Source organism: Pedobacter sp. AC163, assembly GCF_979258665.1.
Map to the genome: position 1 here is coordinate 1,698,040 of NZ_OZ409872.1, position 19,774 is coordinate 1,717,813.

Here is a 19,774-nt window from a genome sequence, read left to right on the forward strand (position 1 = left end):
ATTTTCTGCTAATGATAAATAATGAACATACCTTTCATTTTTTTTGCCTGTTTAATCCCTAATAATTTACAGTATCTAGTATAGAAAGAGTTTTTATATAAAATATATTTTTCTGGATTATGAAATGAGAGAAATGTTGCTATGCTTCTTTCATCATGATGATGATGGAGAGTCTGCCCCATTGATTTGTAAATTGTATCAATGTCTTTCTGAAATTCTACTACACGCTCACTTAGATCAACACCCTCATCAAATAGTTTTCGGAATGCACTACGGTACTCTGCAGGCTTTTCTTTAGCGATATGATTTCTGACTGCAATTCCATTATGGAAAATTAAATTTTGATAATTTATTGAGATAATCTCCTTACCAAAATCCACAACATCTAAATCTGGCCTCCCCTTATATTTCTCTATAAGTTGCCATTTATAAACTTCACCAGCGTTGCCATTACTAATTAATTGTTTATACTTTATAATGAGATCTGTGTTAACATCACCTACAATTTTATTCACAATTTCAAACCCCATATTCTTTAACGGCACATTTGTGTCATCCCCACCACTCAAACCCATGTTTTCCCAATTAGGAATTTCTGCTAATCGAGCCGCCCAACGTACTACTTCTTTTGGAGGAAATGATTTTCCTTTATAAACTAAATTATGTACTGTAGAACCATTCAGCTCTAGATTATTTTTAATGATATGCTCAAGTGCAGTAATTACTTGATCTTTTGTAACTTGTTTGGCTAATCTGGGCATTGAGCGTTAGGCTAATATTTCTAATCTATTTATGATGTTGAAGTTTTAAAATTAATTAAACCTAACACATTTCTATTACTGGAAACCGTAATTTATCAAAATAATAATTGCCATATATTTGAGAAAAATATTACCAGATATAATAATCGTTTTTAAATTATTCTTTTTCTGCCCTTTAAATGTTATTTTAAAACAGTTTACCTTAATAATTCAGTTCAATTACTCTTACATACCTAAAGCTCTAAACCGAAATGAATCGCCCTTTATTTAATCATACAATCGAGGAGCTGGAATTAAAGTATCATTCAGAAAAACATATCTCAGATTCCTTAATAATTCTTCGCAATGAACTTAGTTTTCGTAATTCATCTAGAGCTCAAAAATTGATGAAGGAAGTTCTATTGATTATATCTAAGAATGAAGATCTATATAAAATAACTGACAAAGTAGAAAAACAGTTTGAAAAACATACACATGATGAACCAAAAATTAATATGGAAGACCTGAGGCCAAATTTATCAGATAAAGAGGGTTATAATATAATTTCTGCTTGGTCTGCCCTAGAAGTTTTATCACCACAAACATTTGTTAAACCGGAGCAGCTTGCTCAAAATGGAGACGCAAAACTAATAGCAGCTTTTAAATCTGGAAATTTACCTTGGGAAGGATTGGGTGAAAAATCAAAACCTAATTATCAACTATTCTACCACATTATTTTAGGCACCATAAAAGTTAATGAGTCTATTGACCTGTTGATGAAAATTTATGGAGATACAAATGAAGAAAAACCGACTAAAAAAGGAGAAGCTGTAATTGCTTCGATAATAGTAAATAATAAAGGAACTCTTGTAGAGGCCCCAGCAGTTTCAATCTCTAGTTTCGCATGGGCACTACCAAAATCTCTAAGGGGAGATTTAACTAAACTTGGTGATTGGGCGCTGTTTGAGCAAAAAATTCAAGATGGTTTAGATACAATTCTTAGGAGGAAAGACAGTGATGATAAAGATTCACCGTTGAACTTTAATCAAATAAATAATGCTTATAACTGGCTCACAAAAACCTTAGAATTACCAGAAAACTTAATTAAGAATAATTTATTTGCTGTTAGATATTATCACTACTATAAAAGCAGTGGTTCTCCTGATGGATTACTTCTTAATAGCTTTTACTTAAAAGATTTAGAGCTGACTAAAAAATTAATCAAAGAAAATAAAATCACACCCGTATTAAAAAAATATTTAGGTATCGAAATACCTAATAAGCAATATAACCTATTCGAGAATCGCAGAGCCCTTGAGGATACAATTTCTCCTTTAAACTTCCCTCTTTCTAGATGGCCGGGAGAAGGCTTACATCCTTTAGTACTTTTGCAACAAGCAGCAGTAAATCTTACATTTAAGAATTTAAAAAACAATGGTATTCTACCTGTAAACGGCCCACCTGGAACAGGAAAAACCACATTACTTCGTGATATTATAGCGGGCATTATAACACAAAGAGCAGAAGCAATGTGTGCTTTTGACGACCCTCAAAAAGCATTTTCTACTACTGGACAAAAGATAAATGTTGGTCAAGGCTGGCTTCATTTATACAAGTTGGATCAATCTTTAAAAGGGCATGAAATATTAATTACTTCTTCGAATAACAAAGCTGTTGAAAATGTAAGCGCTGAATTACCAGCCATAAATGCTGTGAGTAGTACTTTTCCTGAGCTGAGATATTATAAAGGCTTATCCGATGTTCTTCATGATAAGGAAACATGGGGCTTAATAGCGGCAGTGTTAGGAAATGGGAGAAACAAAAACCTTTTTATTCAGCGTTTTTGGTGGGATAAAGAAGTAGGGATGCAAACGTATCTTGCGGAGGCATCTGGAAATCCACAATGGATAGAAGAGAAAAAACCCGAAACTGGCGAAGTAATTAAAACCAGGAAGCCGAAAGGAATTATGACTGATAATGCCCCTCCTAATTTTGAAACTGCGTTATTTAATTGGCATAAAATTAAACAAGATTTCAAAAGCCTGCTGGCCGAAAGTCGTTTAAAACTTTCCGATTTAGAAAAAATTAGATTACAAGTACTAGCACTGCCACTTTTAAGAAAAAATGAAGCAGAAAACACTAAAAATACGGCTACTAATTTAGCTGCATACACGAAAATAAAAAGCGAATTAACAAGTATCGAAGAAGAACACAATCAAGCTACTATAGAAAAGCAATACATCGAAAAACGAATTGATTTGCACAAACAAATTAGACCTGGCTTTTTTGAACGACTATTTGGATCCACATCATTTAAAACATGGAAACTTAAGCAATCTGAATTACTCGAAGAATTAAATGCAAAACTTATTACAATTAAGAATATCAGTAAAAGAGAGGCCCAAAAATCAAATGACACCAAATCATTATTTTCAAAATATCAATCATCGCAAATATCTCTTCAAAAATCTGTAAGTGAACTACAAATAGCAAATGATATCGTTATAAAATCTTCCGCAAATATTGGCAATCACTTTATCAACGAAGATTTCATGATGAAAAAGCTAAATGACATTCAATTAATTGCCCCTTGGTGTAATAGTGACATTCAACAAATAAGAGATAATGTATTTGTTTCAGCAATGAAAGTCCATAAAGCATTTAATGATGCTGCAGCTCAAAAATTGAGACATAATTTGGCTGTAATGATGATGGTATTGTCTGGAAAGAAAATGGCTGATAAGGAAAAAGAACTGTTGATCCCAGATTTATGGTCTTCGCTTTTCTTAGTTGTTCCAAGTATATCAACAACATTTGCCTCTATAGAGAGAATGCTAGGAGAAATGCCACCTGAAAGCTTAGGCTGGTTGCTAATAGATGAAGCAGGACAAGCAGTTCCGCAAGCTGCAGTTGGAGCAATAATGAGATCTAAACGAGCAGTTGTAGTTGGCGACCCAATTCAAATAGAACCTGTTGTTACGTTACCTGATATACTTACTACCAAAATCTGCCAATATTTTAAAATCGACTCAGACAGTTTCAACGCACCTATAGCTTCCGTTCAAACTGTTGCAGATGCAACTTCAGAATATGTCGGGATATTTGATGGAAGTAACGGTTTTCGTAAAGTCGGCATTCCTTTATTAGTTCATCGTAGATGTACTACACCAATGTTTGAAATATCGAATAGTGTTGCCTATGAAGGAAAGATGGTACAAGCAAAAAAGATTGGCAATTCTCCAATTCGTGATTTAATTGGTCCTTCTAGATGGTTTAACATCAACTCTGATTCTACTGATAAATGGAGTGCAAAGGAAGGCGAATTGGTTAGAGATATACTCCAAAAGATTAAACAATCTTGCATAAAACCAGATTTATATATCATCACGCCTTTCTTGATTGTAGCAGAAAACTTAAGAAAATTAATTTATGAAAGTAGAATTTTAGTTGATTGGGTAGAAAATCCAGATCTGTGGCCTTACGAAAGAATTGGTACCGTTCATACCGTCCAAGGTAGAGAAGCTGAAGCCGTTATTTTTGTTTTGGGTGCTCCCGCAATTGGGCAAAAGGGCGCTAGGAATTGGGCAGGAACTAAGCCCAATATTTTAAATGTTGCAGTAACTAGAGCAAAGGAAGTAATTTACATTGTTGGGAATCGCTCAAATTGGGAAAGTGCAGGTTTATTTAGTCAATTATCTTCAAACCTACCGAAGTAGAGATGATACATGATTACACTATGCATTATAAAATCAAATAGCTAAGAACCGCTTTAGTGTTCAAATCTTACCCCACCATCCCATTAATAAAAGTCTCTACGAAATCCTTGATGCGTAGTAAAATTCCATCTCTTCGTTTCTTGCGCATAAGGATACTCGGTTTCTCTCCTTCAATCAAGTCAAGTAAATCATCTGTTAATGGCTCTTTTTCAGCAAAAAGATAATCTTCTATTAGCTTTTCTGTTTTTGCTTTAGAGAGCTGCTCCTCATCAATTAATTTTTCAAACGCTTGCTTTTGTTCCTTATCCCAAAACTTATCAAACTCGTTGGTCACTTCATCGGTGTCTTTAATTAATGGTAAGTTTTCTTCAATGAAGCGCTCAATTAGTTCACGTTTGCTACGTAAGGTAGTTTCGGTTGATAACAAATTGGCAATCTCTTGTTTCGTCTTTTCGTCATCACCTTTATTGGCCGCTTTAAGTTTAATTAGCAATTGGATAATGTAGGTAACATTAATTTCATCTCGATGGATAAGTTCCAACTCAAAATCTACATCATCTAAAATAGAGACCTTTTCTTTGGCGTGTTCTTGTTTTACTTTGTCATATAAGTCAAGATATTTGCTTTTAAAATCTTCAAATTCCTGTTCGCCCATCTGCAGATCATCCCAGTTAAAATCGGCAAAAGAAGTCATGATGTTTTTGATGCGCATTACATTTCTGAACGCCCTTACAAACTCCAGTTCATCTTCTTCTGTCACCAACTCACTTACATCATCTGGGAATCTAGCAATAGCAGTCAGTTTTTCATAAGCTTTTTCAAACTCTTGGGTATAATCTTCATAAGGCTGCATGATGATGACTTCAATTGCATCCTTGTTACTAAACAGGGTGATAGCCTCGTCCGTTCTATTTTTCAAATTACGGAAAGCCACAATATTACCTTGCGATTTTTGCTCATTCAATATCCTATTGGTACGTGAATAAGCTTGTATTAAACCATGGTATTTAAGGTTTTTATCAACATACAACGTATTTAAGGTTTTACTATCAAAACCAGTTAAAAACATATTTACGACAAGCAAAATATCAATTTTACCATCTTTTACATTCTTAGAAATGTCGTTATAATAGTTGTAAAAACTTTCGCTATCCTTTGTACTGTAAGCACTACCAAACAGGCCATTATAATCTGTAATAAACTCGTCTAGCTTTTCTCTGCTATGCGCTTGTAAACCATATAATGCTTTTGGCTCTTCCACCACGGAAACTTCTTCGGGAATAAAGCCATTCGCTTCGGCATCATCTTCATTACTGGCATAGCTAAAGATAGTGGCTATCTTTAGGTCATGAGCCCCCTCTTGTTTCCTACGTTTAAAAATCTCGTAATACTTGATTAATGTCTTAACACTATCCACACAAAACATTGCTGTAAATCGTTTGCTCTGTGTTTTACGGTCGTGATGTGCAATAATATAATCTGCAATTTTAGTCAAACGATTAGGGGCTTCCATTAACTCTGTAGTATCAATATCTTCTACCTCTATGTCAATAGCCGTCTCCCTACCATCTTTATGTTTGTAACGGCCAACATATTCTACCGAAAACTTCAACACATTTTCATCACGAATAGCATCAGTAATCACATATTTATGTAGACAGTCTTCAAACAAATCTTTCGTAGTACGTTTGCCTAAGTCGTTTTTATTGGCATTATCTGCAAAAATTGGCGTACCTGTAAAACCAAACAGCTGACTGTTATTAAAAAATGACTTGATACGTTGGTGAGTATCACCAAATTGGCTACGATGGCATTCATCAAAAATAAACACAATACGTTTATCTTTTAAATCGGCCATTTTACCTTCATACTTTAACTTACTAATAGCAGTGTTTAGTTTTTGTATTGTGGTTACAATAAGCTTCGAATTCTTATGCTCTCCCTTTTTATCTACATAATTATCGGTAAACTGTTTAACTAGATTACTGGTGTTATCTGCCCCGTCTATGCTCCCCTCTTGAAAGCTGTTGAACTCTTTAGTGGTTTGATAATCCAAATCCTTACGGTCTACCACAAATACTACCTTATGAATTTGTGGCAACTTCATTAAAATCTGACTAGCTTTAAATGAAGTTAAAGTTTTGCCGGAACCTGTAGTGTGCCATATGTAGCCGTTTTTAGTGGTATTTTTAACCCTTTCAATCAATGCTTCTACTGCGTAGTATTGGTAAGGGCGCAGTATCATCGGGATTTTATTCGCTTCATTTAAAACAATGTATTTACATATCATTTTACTGATATGACAAGGCTCTAAAAACGCGTCAGTAAACCCTTCTAGCAGATTGGTAACTCTTTTATTTTGTATGTCCGTCCAGTAAAAGGTTTGTTTAAAATCTTGGTGACGGTTATTAGCGAAATATTTAGTGTTAACGCCATTACTAATTACAAATACCTGTACATATTGATATAAGGCATAACTAGCATTAAAAGAATGCTTCTGGTAACGATTAAGCTGGTTAAAAGCCTCTTTCATTTCCAAACCACGGCGCTTTAATTCTATTTGAACTAAGGGCATGCCATTAATGAGCAAAGTAATATCGTAACGGTTTACATATTTACCTTCTTGTGTAACTTGGTTAGTTACCTGATATTCATTCTGGCACCAATGTTCTGTATTTAAAAACTCAAAATATAAATTATCTCCATTATCTCTAACTATGTGTTGCTTTTGTCTTAAGGTTTTTCCTTTCTCGAATACAGTACCTTTATTCAAAATGTTAAGCACCTTATCAAATTCTGTAGCAGAAAAACGCACCTTGTTGTGTTTCTCTAACTGCAACTTTAAATTGCGAACGAGTGCATCTTCATTGACAATGGTAACGTAATTGTAACCTAACTTTTGCAAGTTGGCGATTAACTGTTCTTCTAATATTTGTTCGCTTTGTTTAGCCATTTTAATTCCAAAGTGCTTCGTTCTTCCAATCTGCCTTAAAACCCAAGGCATTAGGATCTACGGATGGGTATTTGGTTAATAATTCTTTTATTTTTAGCGCAAATGAATTCTCTGGCGCTATAATGTTAAGCATATACCTGATAATGCATAAATGTATATATAGCTTTTGGGTATCAGTTGGCAAATCTGTTAGCCAACGATATGGAGGTCTAGATAACATTTTTGGAGTTCCTGGAAGATTTTTATTCCATAACCTACTATGATGCGCACAGTAGTTTCTAATTTGCGCAATCGACTGTAGCCAACTAGGCAAATAGGTATGGTTTACCGCACCTAATTCTTCTGCAATGGTATCTTTTGATTTGACAGTATTTTTAAGATTACCGTACAATTTGGAAAGTGAACCAAAACTTGTCATCTCTAATGATTTCCAAGCTGGTGGAAACCTTAAATCTTCTTTATACGTTCTTTTGTGTTCTTTAATAAAAATATCCTTAGACCTGTCAATCTCCTCTTTCAAGTTGGCAAGCGTTTCTATCAATGCTCCACTATCTTGAAATATAGCCACGTTTTGAAACCACCAAGGATCAAATTCATGAGATAAATGGTAAATTAGTTTGGTACGAAGACTGATTTCAATTTTCTCAATAGCATCGAAAATTAAAATCCGGAGTTCTCTGTCAAAATTATAGAGGTGAATTACATCTTCAAATTTACTGTTTGGTTTAAATAGGTGCTGTTCTTTATTTGCCTGCATTGGCCACCAATAGCCCGCTAAGCGGTAGTAACTTACGTGTGCAAGATAGTGAGCTGCCAAAGCTTTATCATCAATAGCTAATCCCCTTTCTTGAAGTTGCGCAATGTGCTCATCAATAGTAAATGGATTTTTGCTATAAATCATTGGAGCTAATTTTACAACAAAAAGAAAAACCTTCTAAATACGCATTGATATGCACTTTCAGAAGGTAAAGATATTTTATAAAAAAGTCTATAAAAGCAAAAGACCCGCCCTGGGACGCTGTTCTAATGGGTAGCGTGGCGAGTACTGTTGATACAAATGTAGTATCTTTTTTTGGTATTAAAAATAATTGTTTAATATTTTTAAGGAAATCAAACACTGGCTTCATTAGTTTAACCACTACATTACTTGTTGATATTTGATTGGTGATATTGAGCATTTTTAGATTGAACGAATATAATATATTTAGCCATATAAAAATTATGGGAAACCATAAAATCTAAAATAAGCGACTATGGATTGTAAGATTGTTATTCCTACAATCCATAAAGGTAACCTAAATCTAATTATCTCAATCCCTTAAACATCTGCTCTATCGCCTTCTTCTTTTGTTCCAAATTAGGATGCACGTATAAATTCAAAGTCGTAGTAATATTAGAATGCCCCAATAACACACTCACCGTTTTATAATCGCAGTTGCTCTCTATGCACCTAGTAGCGAAACTATGACGCAAGCCATGAAACTTTAACTCGGGCATATTTAACGACTTCATTAAGTTTTTATAATAGGCTCTGTAGGTTCTTGGCTCAGTAGGTTTAGCATCATTGGTAAGCACAAAAAAAGATGGATTAACTATTTTCTTAAATGGTTTAAGCATTTTTAATAAATCTCTACTCATGGGTATTTCCCTAATGGAGTTTTTAGTTTTTGGGGTGTCTAATATCAGTTCTGTTTTACGCAAACCATCTTCTATTACATAAATGCGCTGAATGGTTTTACTCACATTAATCACACCATTTTCCGTATCAACATCTTCCCAAGTAAGTGCACAAATTTCACCAATGCGCATACCCGAACTTAAACAGATGTACACCCCTAAATTTCTGAAGGTAAAATGTTCTTGTATATACAGCATCATCTTTTTTTGATTGGCCTTACTCAATACTTCAAGACTATATTTCTCTCTATCCGTAGGATATTGAATATCAAAAGGCAAATGTGTAAACCATTTGTTTTTAGCACCAAATTTAAGTACCATTTTTAGCACAATTAAAATGTCTTTAATGGTTTTCTGACTTAAGCCTTGCGCTAGCTTTTGCAATACAAATGCTTGCACTTGCGCTTCTTCAATTAAGGTTTGTTCTCCAAATGTGGGCAATAAATGGTTTTCGATAAGCAGTACATAAGCCGAAAAACTCGATTTTTTCACATACTGTTTTTTGTCGACTTTCCATAAGGCTACTACTTCTGCTAATTTTTTCTGTTTGTTCATTAATGTTGATTTTTAGATTTTATAAATCGCAAAGGAAGCCGAAAACAATTAAATACGTTAGTATTTCAATTAGTGGGCATAAATCTCCTCAATCTTAAGGAAGAGGATTTTTAGTTTTAACGTTCCTACTTTGAGATTTCCAGGGTTTGAAGGGGAGTGGGAAGAAATTAACTTAGGAAGTATACTTAAAATAGGAAATGGCAAAGACTATAAACATTTGTTGTCTGGTGATATACCTGTCTTTGGCACTGGTGGTCAAATGACTGCTGTTAGCAGTTTTTTATATGATGGTGAAACCGTTTTTATCGGCAGGAAGGGTACCATAAATAAACCTAGTTATTTTAATGGCAAATTTTGGACAGTTGACACATTGTTTTACACACATTCATTTAAAAATGCATTACCAAAATTTGTGCTCTATTTATTTGAGAATATTAACTGGTTAAATTTCAACGAGGCATCTGGAGTACCAAGTCTATCTAAAAGTACAATAGAAAAAATTGAAGTTAATATTCCCTCAATTAAAGAGCAAGAAAATATTTGCAAAGCTCTATCTCTTATAGACATCCGTATTTCAACCCAAAGCAAAATAATTAATAATCTACAATCTCAAATCAAAGAGTTAGCCAAAGGAATATTCGATCGAAAAACAAAATTAAAAGATGAAAATAGTACTGACTTTCCTGAATGGGAGAAAAAGCTCGGTAACGAAATTTTCGATAATATTTCAAATAAAAATCATAATTCAGATTTGCCAATTTTAGCTATCACTCAAGAACACGGTGCTATTCCTAGAGATTTAATTGACTATCAAATCTCAGTTACAGATAAAAGTATTGAAAGCTATAAAGTTGTTGAAGTAGGAGATTTCATTATTAGCCTTAGAAGTTTTCAAGGTGGTATTGAATATTCAAATTATAAAGGCATTTGTAGTCCTGCTTATATTGTCTTAAAAACAAAAATTGATATTGATACTCGTTTTTATAAATTCTATTTAAAAACAGAAAATTACATCAAAGCTTTAAATAAGAAATTAGAAGGTATAAGAGATGGAAAAATGATAAGCTACAAATATTTCTCTGATATCAGTTTACCCTACCCATCATTAAAAGAACAGATTAAAATATCAGATATGTTTTCGGTGTTTGAACGAAAATTAGAATTAGAAAAACAGTTACTTCTTAAATATGAAACTCAAAAAAAATATCTTCTACAAAACTTGTTTATATAAAAAGGTTTGATAATAAATATTGTTTTTGTTTTTGATATGTATTTAAAATTTTAGTTTCAAATTCGATTTTACTGTCTATATTCGAAAGAATGTTTGCGATACGAACCTGTTCATTGATTTTTGGTACAGGAACTTTTAATGATTTTATGATTTCCGCAGAAAGGTTACCTTGACCACCCTGTAAGAATGTACTTAAGATATTTTCTTTTTGAAATTTCAAGTAATTTAGTAGAAAAACATTATTTAACTCAGTTCTAAAACATAAAATAGCTTGATTTATCGCACCTTTAATTTTTGAAATACCAACCTCTCCACTAGTTGCTCCATATAATGCATAAATTAAGTCTCCAACCTCCACCATTTTAGCAGATGAATTTTTAAGACCTTCTTGCGAAATGTATTGCTCAGTGGAAGATGCATTGATTTCTCCAGATCTAATAAAAGGAATGGTTCCATCGAAATAATGTCTTTTAGTTGTTAAAGGTGTTCCTCCAGAAAAAAAAGTTCCAAGTTGCCCTAATTTTTTAGTTTCCCAGTTTGGATAAATTTTGCCATCATCATCTTTAAAACATAAATCTTGATTAAACAACTTTTTTCTAAGGATTTGAATTGAGGTTTTTAGCTTATTAATTATTTTGATTGAGACCTCTATTCTATCATCAACAAGAGATAATAATCTGGTGATTTTTTCTTGCTCTTCAAGAATAGGAAAGGTTAGTTCAACTTTTGAAATTCTTCCAGAACTTATACTTAAAACTTTTGAACCTTGAGCTTCCTTTTTTATTTGAAGGCGAGTATTTTCAGATTTAAACAAATAGCCTAGAAACCCCTTTTTAAAATAATTTGCTCTGGGTCTGGCTAAAATAGTATGTAAGCCAGCAAGTATTTTTTCATTATTTAGATTAAAAACCTCAATACTTTTTCCAACATCATTCAAATCTTCAGAAGCATCTGCAAATACCATATCTCCCTCTTTACAATAGAAATCTTCTGAAATTCTACTAATTGAAATTTCCTCATTAATATATGGAACCTTTTCTTTTGTTATATCAAACAAAGTTTGAAAGCGTGTGTGTATGTCGCCATAATGAATATTTTTAACAATTCCAGTTTCATAATTCAAGTTATCTCTCGAAAAAGAATTAGTTACTTTGAAATCCATAACATTCCCCAATTTTTCCATTTCCCATTCTTTACTAAAATTAGGAAATCTAAGATTAGGTACTTGTTCTGAGAAATTAGGAACATTGCCCATTTCTTTATTTTTAGCCATTTTCTCGATTACTTTTTTGTAAGTACTATTAACATTAAGGATTTAATAGATTAAAAAACTAGTCCTAGTTCTTTAAAATAAACTTCTATTTCCTTATCGAGTTCAGCTATTTTGGCTTCCAATTCTTTAATTTCTTGCATTACGACTTGGATATCAATTTCCTCCTCTTCTTCAAAAGTATCTACATACCGTGGTATGTTTAAGTTATAATCGTTATCGGCAATTTCTTGTAGCGGTGCTCGGTAACTGTATTTTTCGGTTACGGTTCTATTGCGGTAGGTTTCTACAATTTGGTCTATGTGTTCTTCACGTAAAATATTTTGCGTTTTTACCTTTTCAAAGCCCTTACTAGCATCAATAAATAAAACATCTTCTGGGTTTTCTTTACATTTTTTGAACACCAAAATACAGGTGGGTATGCTAGTACCGTAGAATATATTAGCAGGCAAACCAATTACGGCATCTAAATAATTTTTCTGCTCTATCAAATATTTACGAATATGAAGCTCCGCTCCTCCTCTAAACAAAACCCCGTGTGGTAAAACAATTGCCATAATACCGTTTTCGGCCAAATGGTAAACCATGTGCTGTACAAAAGCAAAATCAGCTTTGCTACCAGGTGCCAACTTACCATACTGGCTAAAGCGGTCGTCGCTTAAATGTAAAGGGTTAGCACTCCATTGTGCTGAGAATGGCGGGTTAGCTACAATCGCTTCGAAAGTCTGCCCCATGTGTTGCGGGCGCTCTAAAGTATCTTCTTGTTTAATATCAAATTTGCGGTAATGGATACTATGCAAAATCATATTCATACGGGCCAAGTTATAGGTGGTACGGTTCATTTCCTGTCCGTAAAAATCACCTACGTCTTTTACTTCTCTGGCTACACGAAGCAATAAAGAACCCGAGCCACAGGTTGGATCATATACTGATTTAAGTTTGTGTTTACCTGTAGTAACCAGTTTAGCTAAGATTTTGGAAACTTCTTGAGGCGTATAAAACTCCCCTGCTTTTTTACCTGCTCCGCTAGCAAACTGACCAATTAAATATTCATAAGCATCGCCTAAAACGTCTAATTCCGTATTTCTAAGCTTAAAATCTATCTTGTCTAAATGCGCTAAAACCTTGGCAATTATCTCATTTCTAGCTTCTGGCGTTTTACCTAGCTTGGTACTGTTCAGATCCATATCCTCAAAAAGATTATCAAAATCTTCTTCACTCTCCGTACCCATGGTACTCAATTGAATGTTGGTTAGGATTTTTTGTAAATCGCCCAATATAAAATTCGTGGCGTTTTCTACTTCACTATTGCTATTCCCTCTTAATGCTACAGCAGTAAACAATTCTTCAGGATTAAGAAAATAGCCTAATTTTTCTAAGGCTTCTTCTTTAATTGCATCAAGATACTCATTAGCATTTGCCATTTTAGCATTGATATTTGCAAATAGCAATTGATCTTGTTCTAATATCTCATTAGCAAACAATTCCATTTTTTCACTTAAATATTTATAAAATATAAAGCCTAAAATGTAATCTCTAAACTCATCGGCATCCATTTTACCACGGAGGGTATTTGCAATATTCCAAAGTTGCTGTTCTAGTTGCTTCTTTTGATCTTCTGACATGATAGATTGTTTGAGAGTAATAGTGGAATGTAAAACTATTAATAATATCCTTAATGCAAAGAATATGTGAGTGACGTTTGTGGAGTTTCTAATCACATCAGAAGTTCGATATTTCTATTTAGCTATGTTTTTTTTTTAAAGATTAGACTTGATGTAAGGAAGAAACAAATAATATGCTGTCCAACACGACGATTTAAATTTTCATTTTTTTCCAGAGAGTAACCAAACTAATCATAAAGTTTATGCCGTTAATTGAATGTGATTTTCAATAATATGTTCAAGAGCACATCCTATCTGCTCCTTTGCTAATTCTTTTTCTAAACTGGCCATCAAAGCGTTAAATGAATGGTTAAAATTATTACGATAATAGGTGTAAATTACCACTTTTCAGGTTACGGGAAACTGTAAAAATTTTTAGTGTAATTTATAACTCAAATTATCTCTCTAATTCCCAACTCAAACCCGATTGCACTTCTTCCACTGGCGCTCGCTTTTCTTTTACTGGCTCAACAAACGCCACTTCCACCCCATCCTGAAGATGAAAACAATGGCTGATCTGGCATCCATAATAACGGCGGTCATCTTTTTTGACTTGCCCATGCAGGTAATGAAGGCCAATGCCCACCAGCAGGATTCGCTTGCCTTCCCACTCAAAAGGCATTAGCAGTTTAGCCCCAGGGAACTCGCTCTGTTCAAGCGAAAAACGAAGATCATTAACTTTAACCAGCTCATATTTTTCAGTGTTCACTTCAAAGTTAAAAATGCTCAGTTGTAACACAAAGTCATCCGATTTGGGAACGAACTTAACCAGATGTTTGGTTTCGATTTTAGGGATAAGCAGTTGGATCGAACCATTATCGGTAAGTATAACCGCTGGTTTCCGAATTAAAAGCTGTTCAAGTTTTGTAGCTGCATTAAATTCAAATCCCTGGAGCAGTTTGATGTTACTGTCTTCCAGTTTCTTTTGCCCGGTCTCTGCTGTAGGAGCAGTTTTAAAAATCTCAATCAGTTTTTTGTTGAGTCGGTTATGCAAGTCGCCATAACCATAATCTTTAACCATAGCTGCGAAGGCTTTTCGGATGTAGGCGGCGTTTCTGCTGGCATTGCCAAAGTCGGTAGCGCTTTTGCGGCTGTTTTCAGACAGATGATGAACGGTCGGTGCATGCCGCACCACATCCTTTTTTCCTCTTCTATAAAAAACAAGATCTCCAAGTTGCCCCGAAAATCGAACAATCCCATTTAATGTGGCCATAATTATTTATATTAGCGTAATCAAGGGATTGATCAATCCAAGATAGCAATTTTCTGCTTTTTAATCATTTAAATTTCGTTTCAAGTCCACCTTTTGCCCGCCATTAGTCCACCTCATATCCACGTTTTACCCATAGCTGCTTGCACCCTGCTCCAAGCATGCTTCGGGTCTGCTTCGGGAATACTATATTTCAGGCAGAAGAATTCCCATCCTTGTATGGTGCTTGCATGGTGCTGGATAGGCACTATTAAGTAAGGATAAGAACTATAATGGGTAGGGATTTCCCGAACAGGAGGCGAATGCGGTGGATTTCGTTCCCGAAGGAAAGATGATGCTATTGTGGCGGTGGCTAGAGGAGCAGCGGTACAAGAGCCAGAAGATAACATATTTAACCACCCCCCACCCCTCCTTGAAAATAAGGAGGGGAGTTTCCCTCAAAGTTTATTAAAAAATTTTCAAAGATCTCTCCACTACGGTCGAGATGACGATGCCTTAAAATAAGGCGCTCGCTATATAGCCACCCTGCTCATCTGGCATAGCCAATTTTGGAAGCAGAAAGCAGTGGAAAACGAGCACAAACATTCAAAAACCAGTAGTTAAGGAAATTTGCAGCCGAAAGGGAAAGCACCCGGGCTGGCCTCAAATTACCGCTAATAGTTTTCCGCTAGCTTTATGCAAACAAAAGCGGCAAGTCTTGACTTTTGGTTACCTTTTTGTCAAGAAAAAGGTAAGAGGCCGCCGCCGATGAGGCGAAAGAGATCCTTCGACTACGCTCAGGATGACATACAGACGAAAATAAAACCTATTTTCAAAGATCTCTCCACTACGGTCGAGATGACGATGCCTTAAAATAGGCGCTCGCTATATAGCCACCCTGCTATCCGGCATAGCCAATTTTGGAAGCAGAAAGCAGTGGAAAACGAGCACAAACATTCAAAAACCAGTAGTCAAGGAAATTTGCAGCCGAAAGGGAGAGCGCCAGGGCTGGCCTCAAATTACCGCTAATAGTTTTCCGCTAGCTTTATGCAAACAAAAGTGGCAAGCCTTGAGTTTTGGTTACCTTTTTGTCAAGAAAAAGGTAAAAGGCCGCCGCCGATGAGGCGAAAGAGATCCTTCGACTACGCTCAGGATGACATACAGACGAAAATGAAACCTATTTTCAAAGATCTCTCCACTACGGTCGAGATGACGATGGCTTAAAATAAGGCGCTCGCTATATAGCCACCCTGCTATCCAGCATAGCCATTTTGGAAGCAGAAAGCAGTCGAAAACGAGCACAAACGTTCAAAAACCAGTAGTCAAGGAAATTTGCAGCCGAAGAGGAAAGCGCCAGGGCTGGCCTCAAATTACCGCTTATAGTTTTCCGCTAGCTTTATGCAAACAAAAGGGGCAAGCCTTGACTTTTGGTTACCTTTTTGTCAAGAAAAAGGTAAGAGGCCGCCGCCGATGAGGCGAAAGAGATCCTTCGACTACGCTCAGGATGACATACTGACGAAAATAAAACCTATTTCCAAAGATCTCTCCACTACGGTCGAGATGACGATGCCTTAAAATAGACGCTCGCTATATAGCCACCCTGCTATCCGGCATAGCCAATTTTGGAAGCAGAAAGCAGTCGAAAACGAGCACAAACGTTCAAAAACCAGTAGTCAAGGAAATTTGCAGCCGAAGAGGAAAGCGCCAGGGCTGGCCTCAAATTACCGCTAATAGTTTTCCGCTAGCTTTATGCAAACAAAAGTGGCAAGCCTTGACTTTTGGTTACCTTTTTGTCAAGAAAAAGGTAAGAGGCCGCCGCCGATGAGGCGAAAGAGATCCTTCGACTACGCTCAGGATGACATACTGACGAAAATAAAACCTATTTCCAAAGATCTCTCCACTACGGTCGAGATGACGATGCCTTAAAATAGACGCTCGCTATATAGCCACCCTGCTATCCGGCATAGCCAATTTTGGAAGCAGAAAGCAGTGGAAAACGAGCACAAACGTTCAAAAACCAGTAGTCAAGGAAATTTGCAGCCGAAGAGGAAAGCGCCAGGGCTGGCCTCAAATTACCGCTAATAGTTTTCCGCTAGCTTTATGCAAACAAAAGGGGCAAGCCTTGACTTTTGGTTACCTTTTTGTCAAGAAAAAGGTAAGAGGCCGCCGCCGATGAGGCGAAAGAGATCCTTCGACTACGCTCAGGATGACATACTGACGAAAATAAAACCTATTTCCAAAGATCTCTCCACTACGGTCGAGATGACGATGCCTTAAAATAGGCGCTCGCTATATAGCCACCCTGCTATCCGGCATAGTCAATTTTGGAAGCAGAAAGCAGTGGAAAACGAGCACAAACGTTCAAAAACCAGTAGTCAAGGAAATTTGCAGCCGAAGAGGAAAGCGCCAGGGCTGGCCTCAAATTACCGCTAATAGTTTTCCGCTAGCTTTATGCAAACAAAAGCGGCAAGCCTTGACTTTTGGTTACCTTTTTGTCAAGAAAAAGGTAAGAGGCCGCCGCCGATGAGGCGAAAGAGATCCTTCGACTACGCTCAGGATGACATACAGATTAAGATAAAACCTATTTTCGAAGATCTCTCCACTACGGTCGAGATGACGATGCCTTAAAATAGGAGCTCGCTATAGCCACCCTGCTATCCGGCATAGCCAATTTTGGAAGCAGAAAGCAGTGGAAAACGAGCACAAATGTTCAATTACCAGTAACAAGGCAACGCGTATTGTGCGATTCTTCATCGCAGCTTGTGATGCCGCAATAAAAGCTTTGACGACTTTACCCGACATCAGATCCACGTGTCCCGATTCATCGGGAAGCCTTGGGCTTTTGGTCCCTTTTGGGCCAAGACAAAAGAAAAAGGCCACCGCCGATGAGGCGAAAGAAAAAACCACAAACAAAGCCCTCACAGCCCGTTAAGATCCCCGCCTACGCGAGGACGACGGATGGAGTAGAAAGGATTTGTAGGGCAAACAATAAGATTGCCATAGTCTAAAATAAGATAATCCATTTTTACCTCCTTGGCATACCAAAAAAATCATCATGTTTTACTACCTTTGCGGCTCAAAATTTACAGTAGAATGAGTCAGCCCATTAAAATCAAAAACGCTTTAATTTCAGTATATTATAAAGATGGTTTGGAGCCATTAGTAAAATTGCTAGCCGCTCAGGGTGTGCAGTTATTTTCTACCGGCGGAACCGAACAATTTATCAAAGACTTAAACTTACCGGTTACAGCGGTTGAAGATTTGACTGGCTATCCTTCTATTTTAGGCGGTCGCGTTAAAACTTTGCACCCGAAGGTATTCGGTGGCATTTTAAATCGCAGAGCATTGGCAGGCGATCAGGAACAAATTGCCGAATACGAAATTCCGGAAATTGATTTAGTAATTGTTGATTTATATCCGTTTGAAGAAACTGTAAAAGCTGGCGGAACACCAGAAGAAATCATCGAGAAAATCGATATTGGCGGTATTTCCTTAATCCGTGCCGCAGCTAAAAACTTTAATGATGTCGTGATTATCGCTTCGAAAAACGACTACCCTACTTTACAAGCTCAATTAGAAGAACAAAATGGTGAAACCACTTTAGCGCAACGTAAAGCATATGCTAAAAAAGCTTTCCATACTTCTTCTCACTATGATACGGCAATCTTCAATTATTTTAATGAGGAAGAACCACTTGATGTTTTTAAACAAAGTGTGGCTGATGCTAAAACCTTGCGCTATGGCGAAAATCCACATCAAGGTGCAGTATTTTATGGCGATTTAGATGCCATGTTTACCAAATTAAACGGCAAAGAACTTTCTTACAATAACCTGGTAGATGTGGATGCTGCAGTGGCTTTAATTGATGAGTTTGAAGATCCGACTTTTGCGATCTTAAAACATACAAACGCTTGCGGAATTGCTTCCCGCCCTACCGTTAAACAAGCCTGGGTGGATGCATTAGCTTGCGATCCGGTTTCTGCTTTTGGTGGTGTGTTAATTACCAATGTGGAAGTTGATTTAGCAACAGCTGAAGAGATTAACAACTTGTTTTTCGAAGTGCTAATTGCACCTTCTTACCAACCGGAAGCAGTAGAATTATTCAGCAAAAAGAAAAACCGCGTTATTTTACAGCGCAACAATGTGGAGTTGAGCAAAAAGCAATTTAAAACTTTATTAAACGGCGTAATTGAGCAGGATAAAGATTTAATTATCGAAGGTCCGGAGCAAATGACAACCGTAACCGATAAGGCGCCAACTGCTCAGGAATTAAAAGATTTGCATTTCGCAAATAAGATCGTAAAACATACAAAATCTAACACCATTGTTTTGGTGAAAGATGATGTGTTAATTGCAAGTGGTGTGGGTCAAACTTCCCGGGTTGATGCGTTAAGACAAGCCATTGAAAAAGCAGCTTCTTTTGGTTTTAGCGTAAAAGGAAGCGCAATGGCATCTGATGCTTTCTTCCCTTTCCCTGATTGTGTAGAAATTGCTGCTGATGCAGGTATTACTGCAGTTTTACAACCAGGAGGATCAATTAAAGATGCAGATTCGGTTGCGAAAGCAAATGAAAAAGGTATTGCGATGGTAACAACCGGCGTAAGACACTTTAAACACTAGATAAAGTAAAAGGTTGAAGGTTTAGAGGTTGAAGGTGATGCGATATGCCATCATTGCCAGACATGAAGCCTGCCTCCCACAAGCTGCCAATCGTAAGCGTTATAAAGCCTTAGTAGTAAGATTGCTTCGTACCTCGCAATGACGATCGTTTTAGAAAGA

10 protein-coding genes are annotated in these 19,774 nt (G+C 36.2%); 3 read left to right on the top strand and 7 right to left on the bottom strand.

Annotated features, from left to right (window positions below):
• Window positions 1-8: 8 nt before the first annotated feature.
• The gene (locus ACZZZK_RS07160; protein ID WP_463483540.1) at window positions 9-761 is read right to left on the bottom strand and encodes a hypothetical protein; all 753 of its coding nucleotides are present in this window, start codon (window positions 759-761) and stop codon (window positions 9-11) included.
• 251 nt (window positions 762-1,012) lie between these two features.
• Between ACZZZK_RS07160 and ACZZZK_RS07165 the strand changes: the two genes are divergently transcribed.
• Window positions 1,013-4,456, top strand: coding sequence for a DEAD/DEAH box helicase (locus tag ACZZZK_RS07165; RefSeq protein ID WP_463483541.1), 3,444 nt, complete (start codon window positions 1,013-1,015; stop codon window positions 4,454-4,456).
• Between the two features lie 67 nt (window positions 4,457-4,523).
• On the opposite strand, the gene ACZZZK_RS07170 is transcribed toward ACZZZK_RS07165, so the two are convergent.
• The 3 genes from ACZZZK_RS07170 to ACZZZK_RS07180 form a co-directional block, all read right to left on the bottom strand.
• Window positions 4,524-7,409 carry a type I restriction endonuclease subunit R gene (locus tag ACZZZK_RS07170; protein WP_463483542.1) on the bottom strand — a complete coding sequence of 962 codons (2,886 nt, stop codon included), beginning with the start codon at window positions 7,407-7,409 and terminating at the stop codon, window positions 4,524-4,526.
• Between the two features lies 1 nt (window position 7,410).
• Window positions 7,411-8,310 (bottom strand): Abi family protein, encoded by a 900-nt coding sequence (locus ACZZZK_RS07175; RefSeq protein ID WP_463483543.1) that lies wholly within the window; start codon window positions 8,308-8,310, stop codon window positions 7,411-7,413.
• Between the two features lie 404 nt (window positions 8,311-8,714).
• Window positions 8,715-9,641, bottom strand: coding sequence for a tyrosine-type recombinase/integrase (locus tag ACZZZK_RS07180; protein ID WP_463483544.1), 927 nt, complete (start codon window positions 9,639-9,641; stop codon window positions 8,715-8,717).
• Between the two features lie 130 nt (window positions 9,642-9,771).
• On the opposite strand from ACZZZK_RS07180, the gene ACZZZK_RS07185 reads away from it, so the two are divergent.
• Window positions 9,772-10,872: a restriction endonuclease subunit S gene (locus ACZZZK_RS07185; RefSeq protein ID WP_463483545.1), complete on the top strand. Its 1,101-nt coding sequence runs from the start codon at window positions 9,772-9,774 to the stop codon at window positions 10,870-10,872.
• On the opposite strand, the gene ACZZZK_RS07190 is transcribed toward ACZZZK_RS07185, so the two are convergent.
• The 3 genes from ACZZZK_RS07190 to ACZZZK_RS07200 form a co-directional block, all read right to left on the bottom strand.
• A complete protein-coding gene (locus ACZZZK_RS07190; RefSeq protein WP_463483546.1) occupies window positions 10,865-12,145 on the bottom strand; it encodes a restriction endonuclease subunit S in 1,281 nt (426 codons plus the stop codon). The genes ACZZZK_RS07185 and ACZZZK_RS07190 overlap by 8 nt on opposite strands.
• A gap of 50 nt (window positions 12,146-12,195) precedes the next feature.
• Window positions 12,196-13,767 carry a type I restriction-modification system subunit M gene (locus tag ACZZZK_RS07195; RefSeq protein WP_463483547.1) on the bottom strand — a complete coding sequence of 524 codons (1,572 nt, stop codon included), beginning with the start codon at window positions 13,765-13,767 and terminating at the stop codon, window positions 12,196-12,198.
• A gap of 436 nt (window positions 13,768-14,203) precedes the next feature.
• Complete coding sequence (locus ACZZZK_RS07200; protein WP_463483548.1) at window positions 14,204-15,019, bottom strand: hypothetical protein; 816 nt, start codon at window positions 15,017-15,019, stop codon at window positions 14,204-14,206.
• Between the two features lie 3,069 nt (window positions 15,020-18,088).
• On the opposite strand from ACZZZK_RS07200, the gene purH reads away from it, so the two are divergent.
• On the top strand, window positions 18,089-19,615 hold the full coding sequence (gene purH / locus ACZZZK_RS07205) for a bifunctional phosphoribosylaminoimidazolecarboxamide formyltransferase/IMP cyclohydrolase (RefSeq protein WP_463483549.1): 1,527 nt from the start codon (window positions 18,089-18,091) through the stop codon (window positions 19,613-19,615).
• Window positions 19,616-19,774 lie beyond the last annotated feature (159 nt).

What these genes read in the sequence shown, in the direction of transcription:
- ACZZZK_RS07160 (WP_463483540.1), bottom strand. Translation starts at nt 761, where the DNA reads ATGCCCAGATTAGCCAAACAAGTTACAAAAGATCAAGTAATTACTGCA.
- ACZZZK_RS07165 (WP_463483541.1), top strand. Translation starts at nt 1,013, where the DNA reads ATGAATCGCCCTTTATTTAATCATACAATCGAGGAGCTGGAATTAAAG.
- ACZZZK_RS07170 (WP_463483542.1), bottom strand. Translation starts at nt 7,409, where the DNA reads ATGGCTAAACAAAGCGAACAAATATTAGAAGAACAGTTAATCGCCAAC.
- ACZZZK_RS07175 (WP_463483543.1), bottom strand. Translation starts at nt 8,310, where the DNA reads ATGATTTATAGCAAAAATCCATTTACTATTGATGAGCACATTGCGCAA.
- ACZZZK_RS07180 (WP_463483544.1), bottom strand. Translation starts at nt 9,641, where the DNA reads ATGAACAAACAGAAAAAATTAGCAGAAGTAGTAGCCTTATGGAAAGTC.
- ACZZZK_RS07190 (WP_463483546.1), bottom strand. Translation starts at nt 12,145, where the DNA reads ATGGCTAAAAATAAAGAAATGGGCAATGTTCCTAATTTCTCAGAACAA.
- ACZZZK_RS07195 (WP_463483547.1), bottom strand. Translation starts at nt 13,767, where the DNA reads ATGTCAGAAGATCAAAAGAAGCAACTAGAACAGCAACTTTGGAATATT.
- ACZZZK_RS07200 (WP_463483548.1), bottom strand. Translation starts at nt 15,019, where the DNA reads ATGGCCACATTAAATGGGATTGTTCGATTTTCGGGGCAACTTGGAGAT.
- purH (WP_463483549.1), top strand. Translation starts at nt 18,089, where the DNA reads ATGAGTCAGCCCATTAAAATCAAAAACGCTTTAATTTCAGTATATTAT.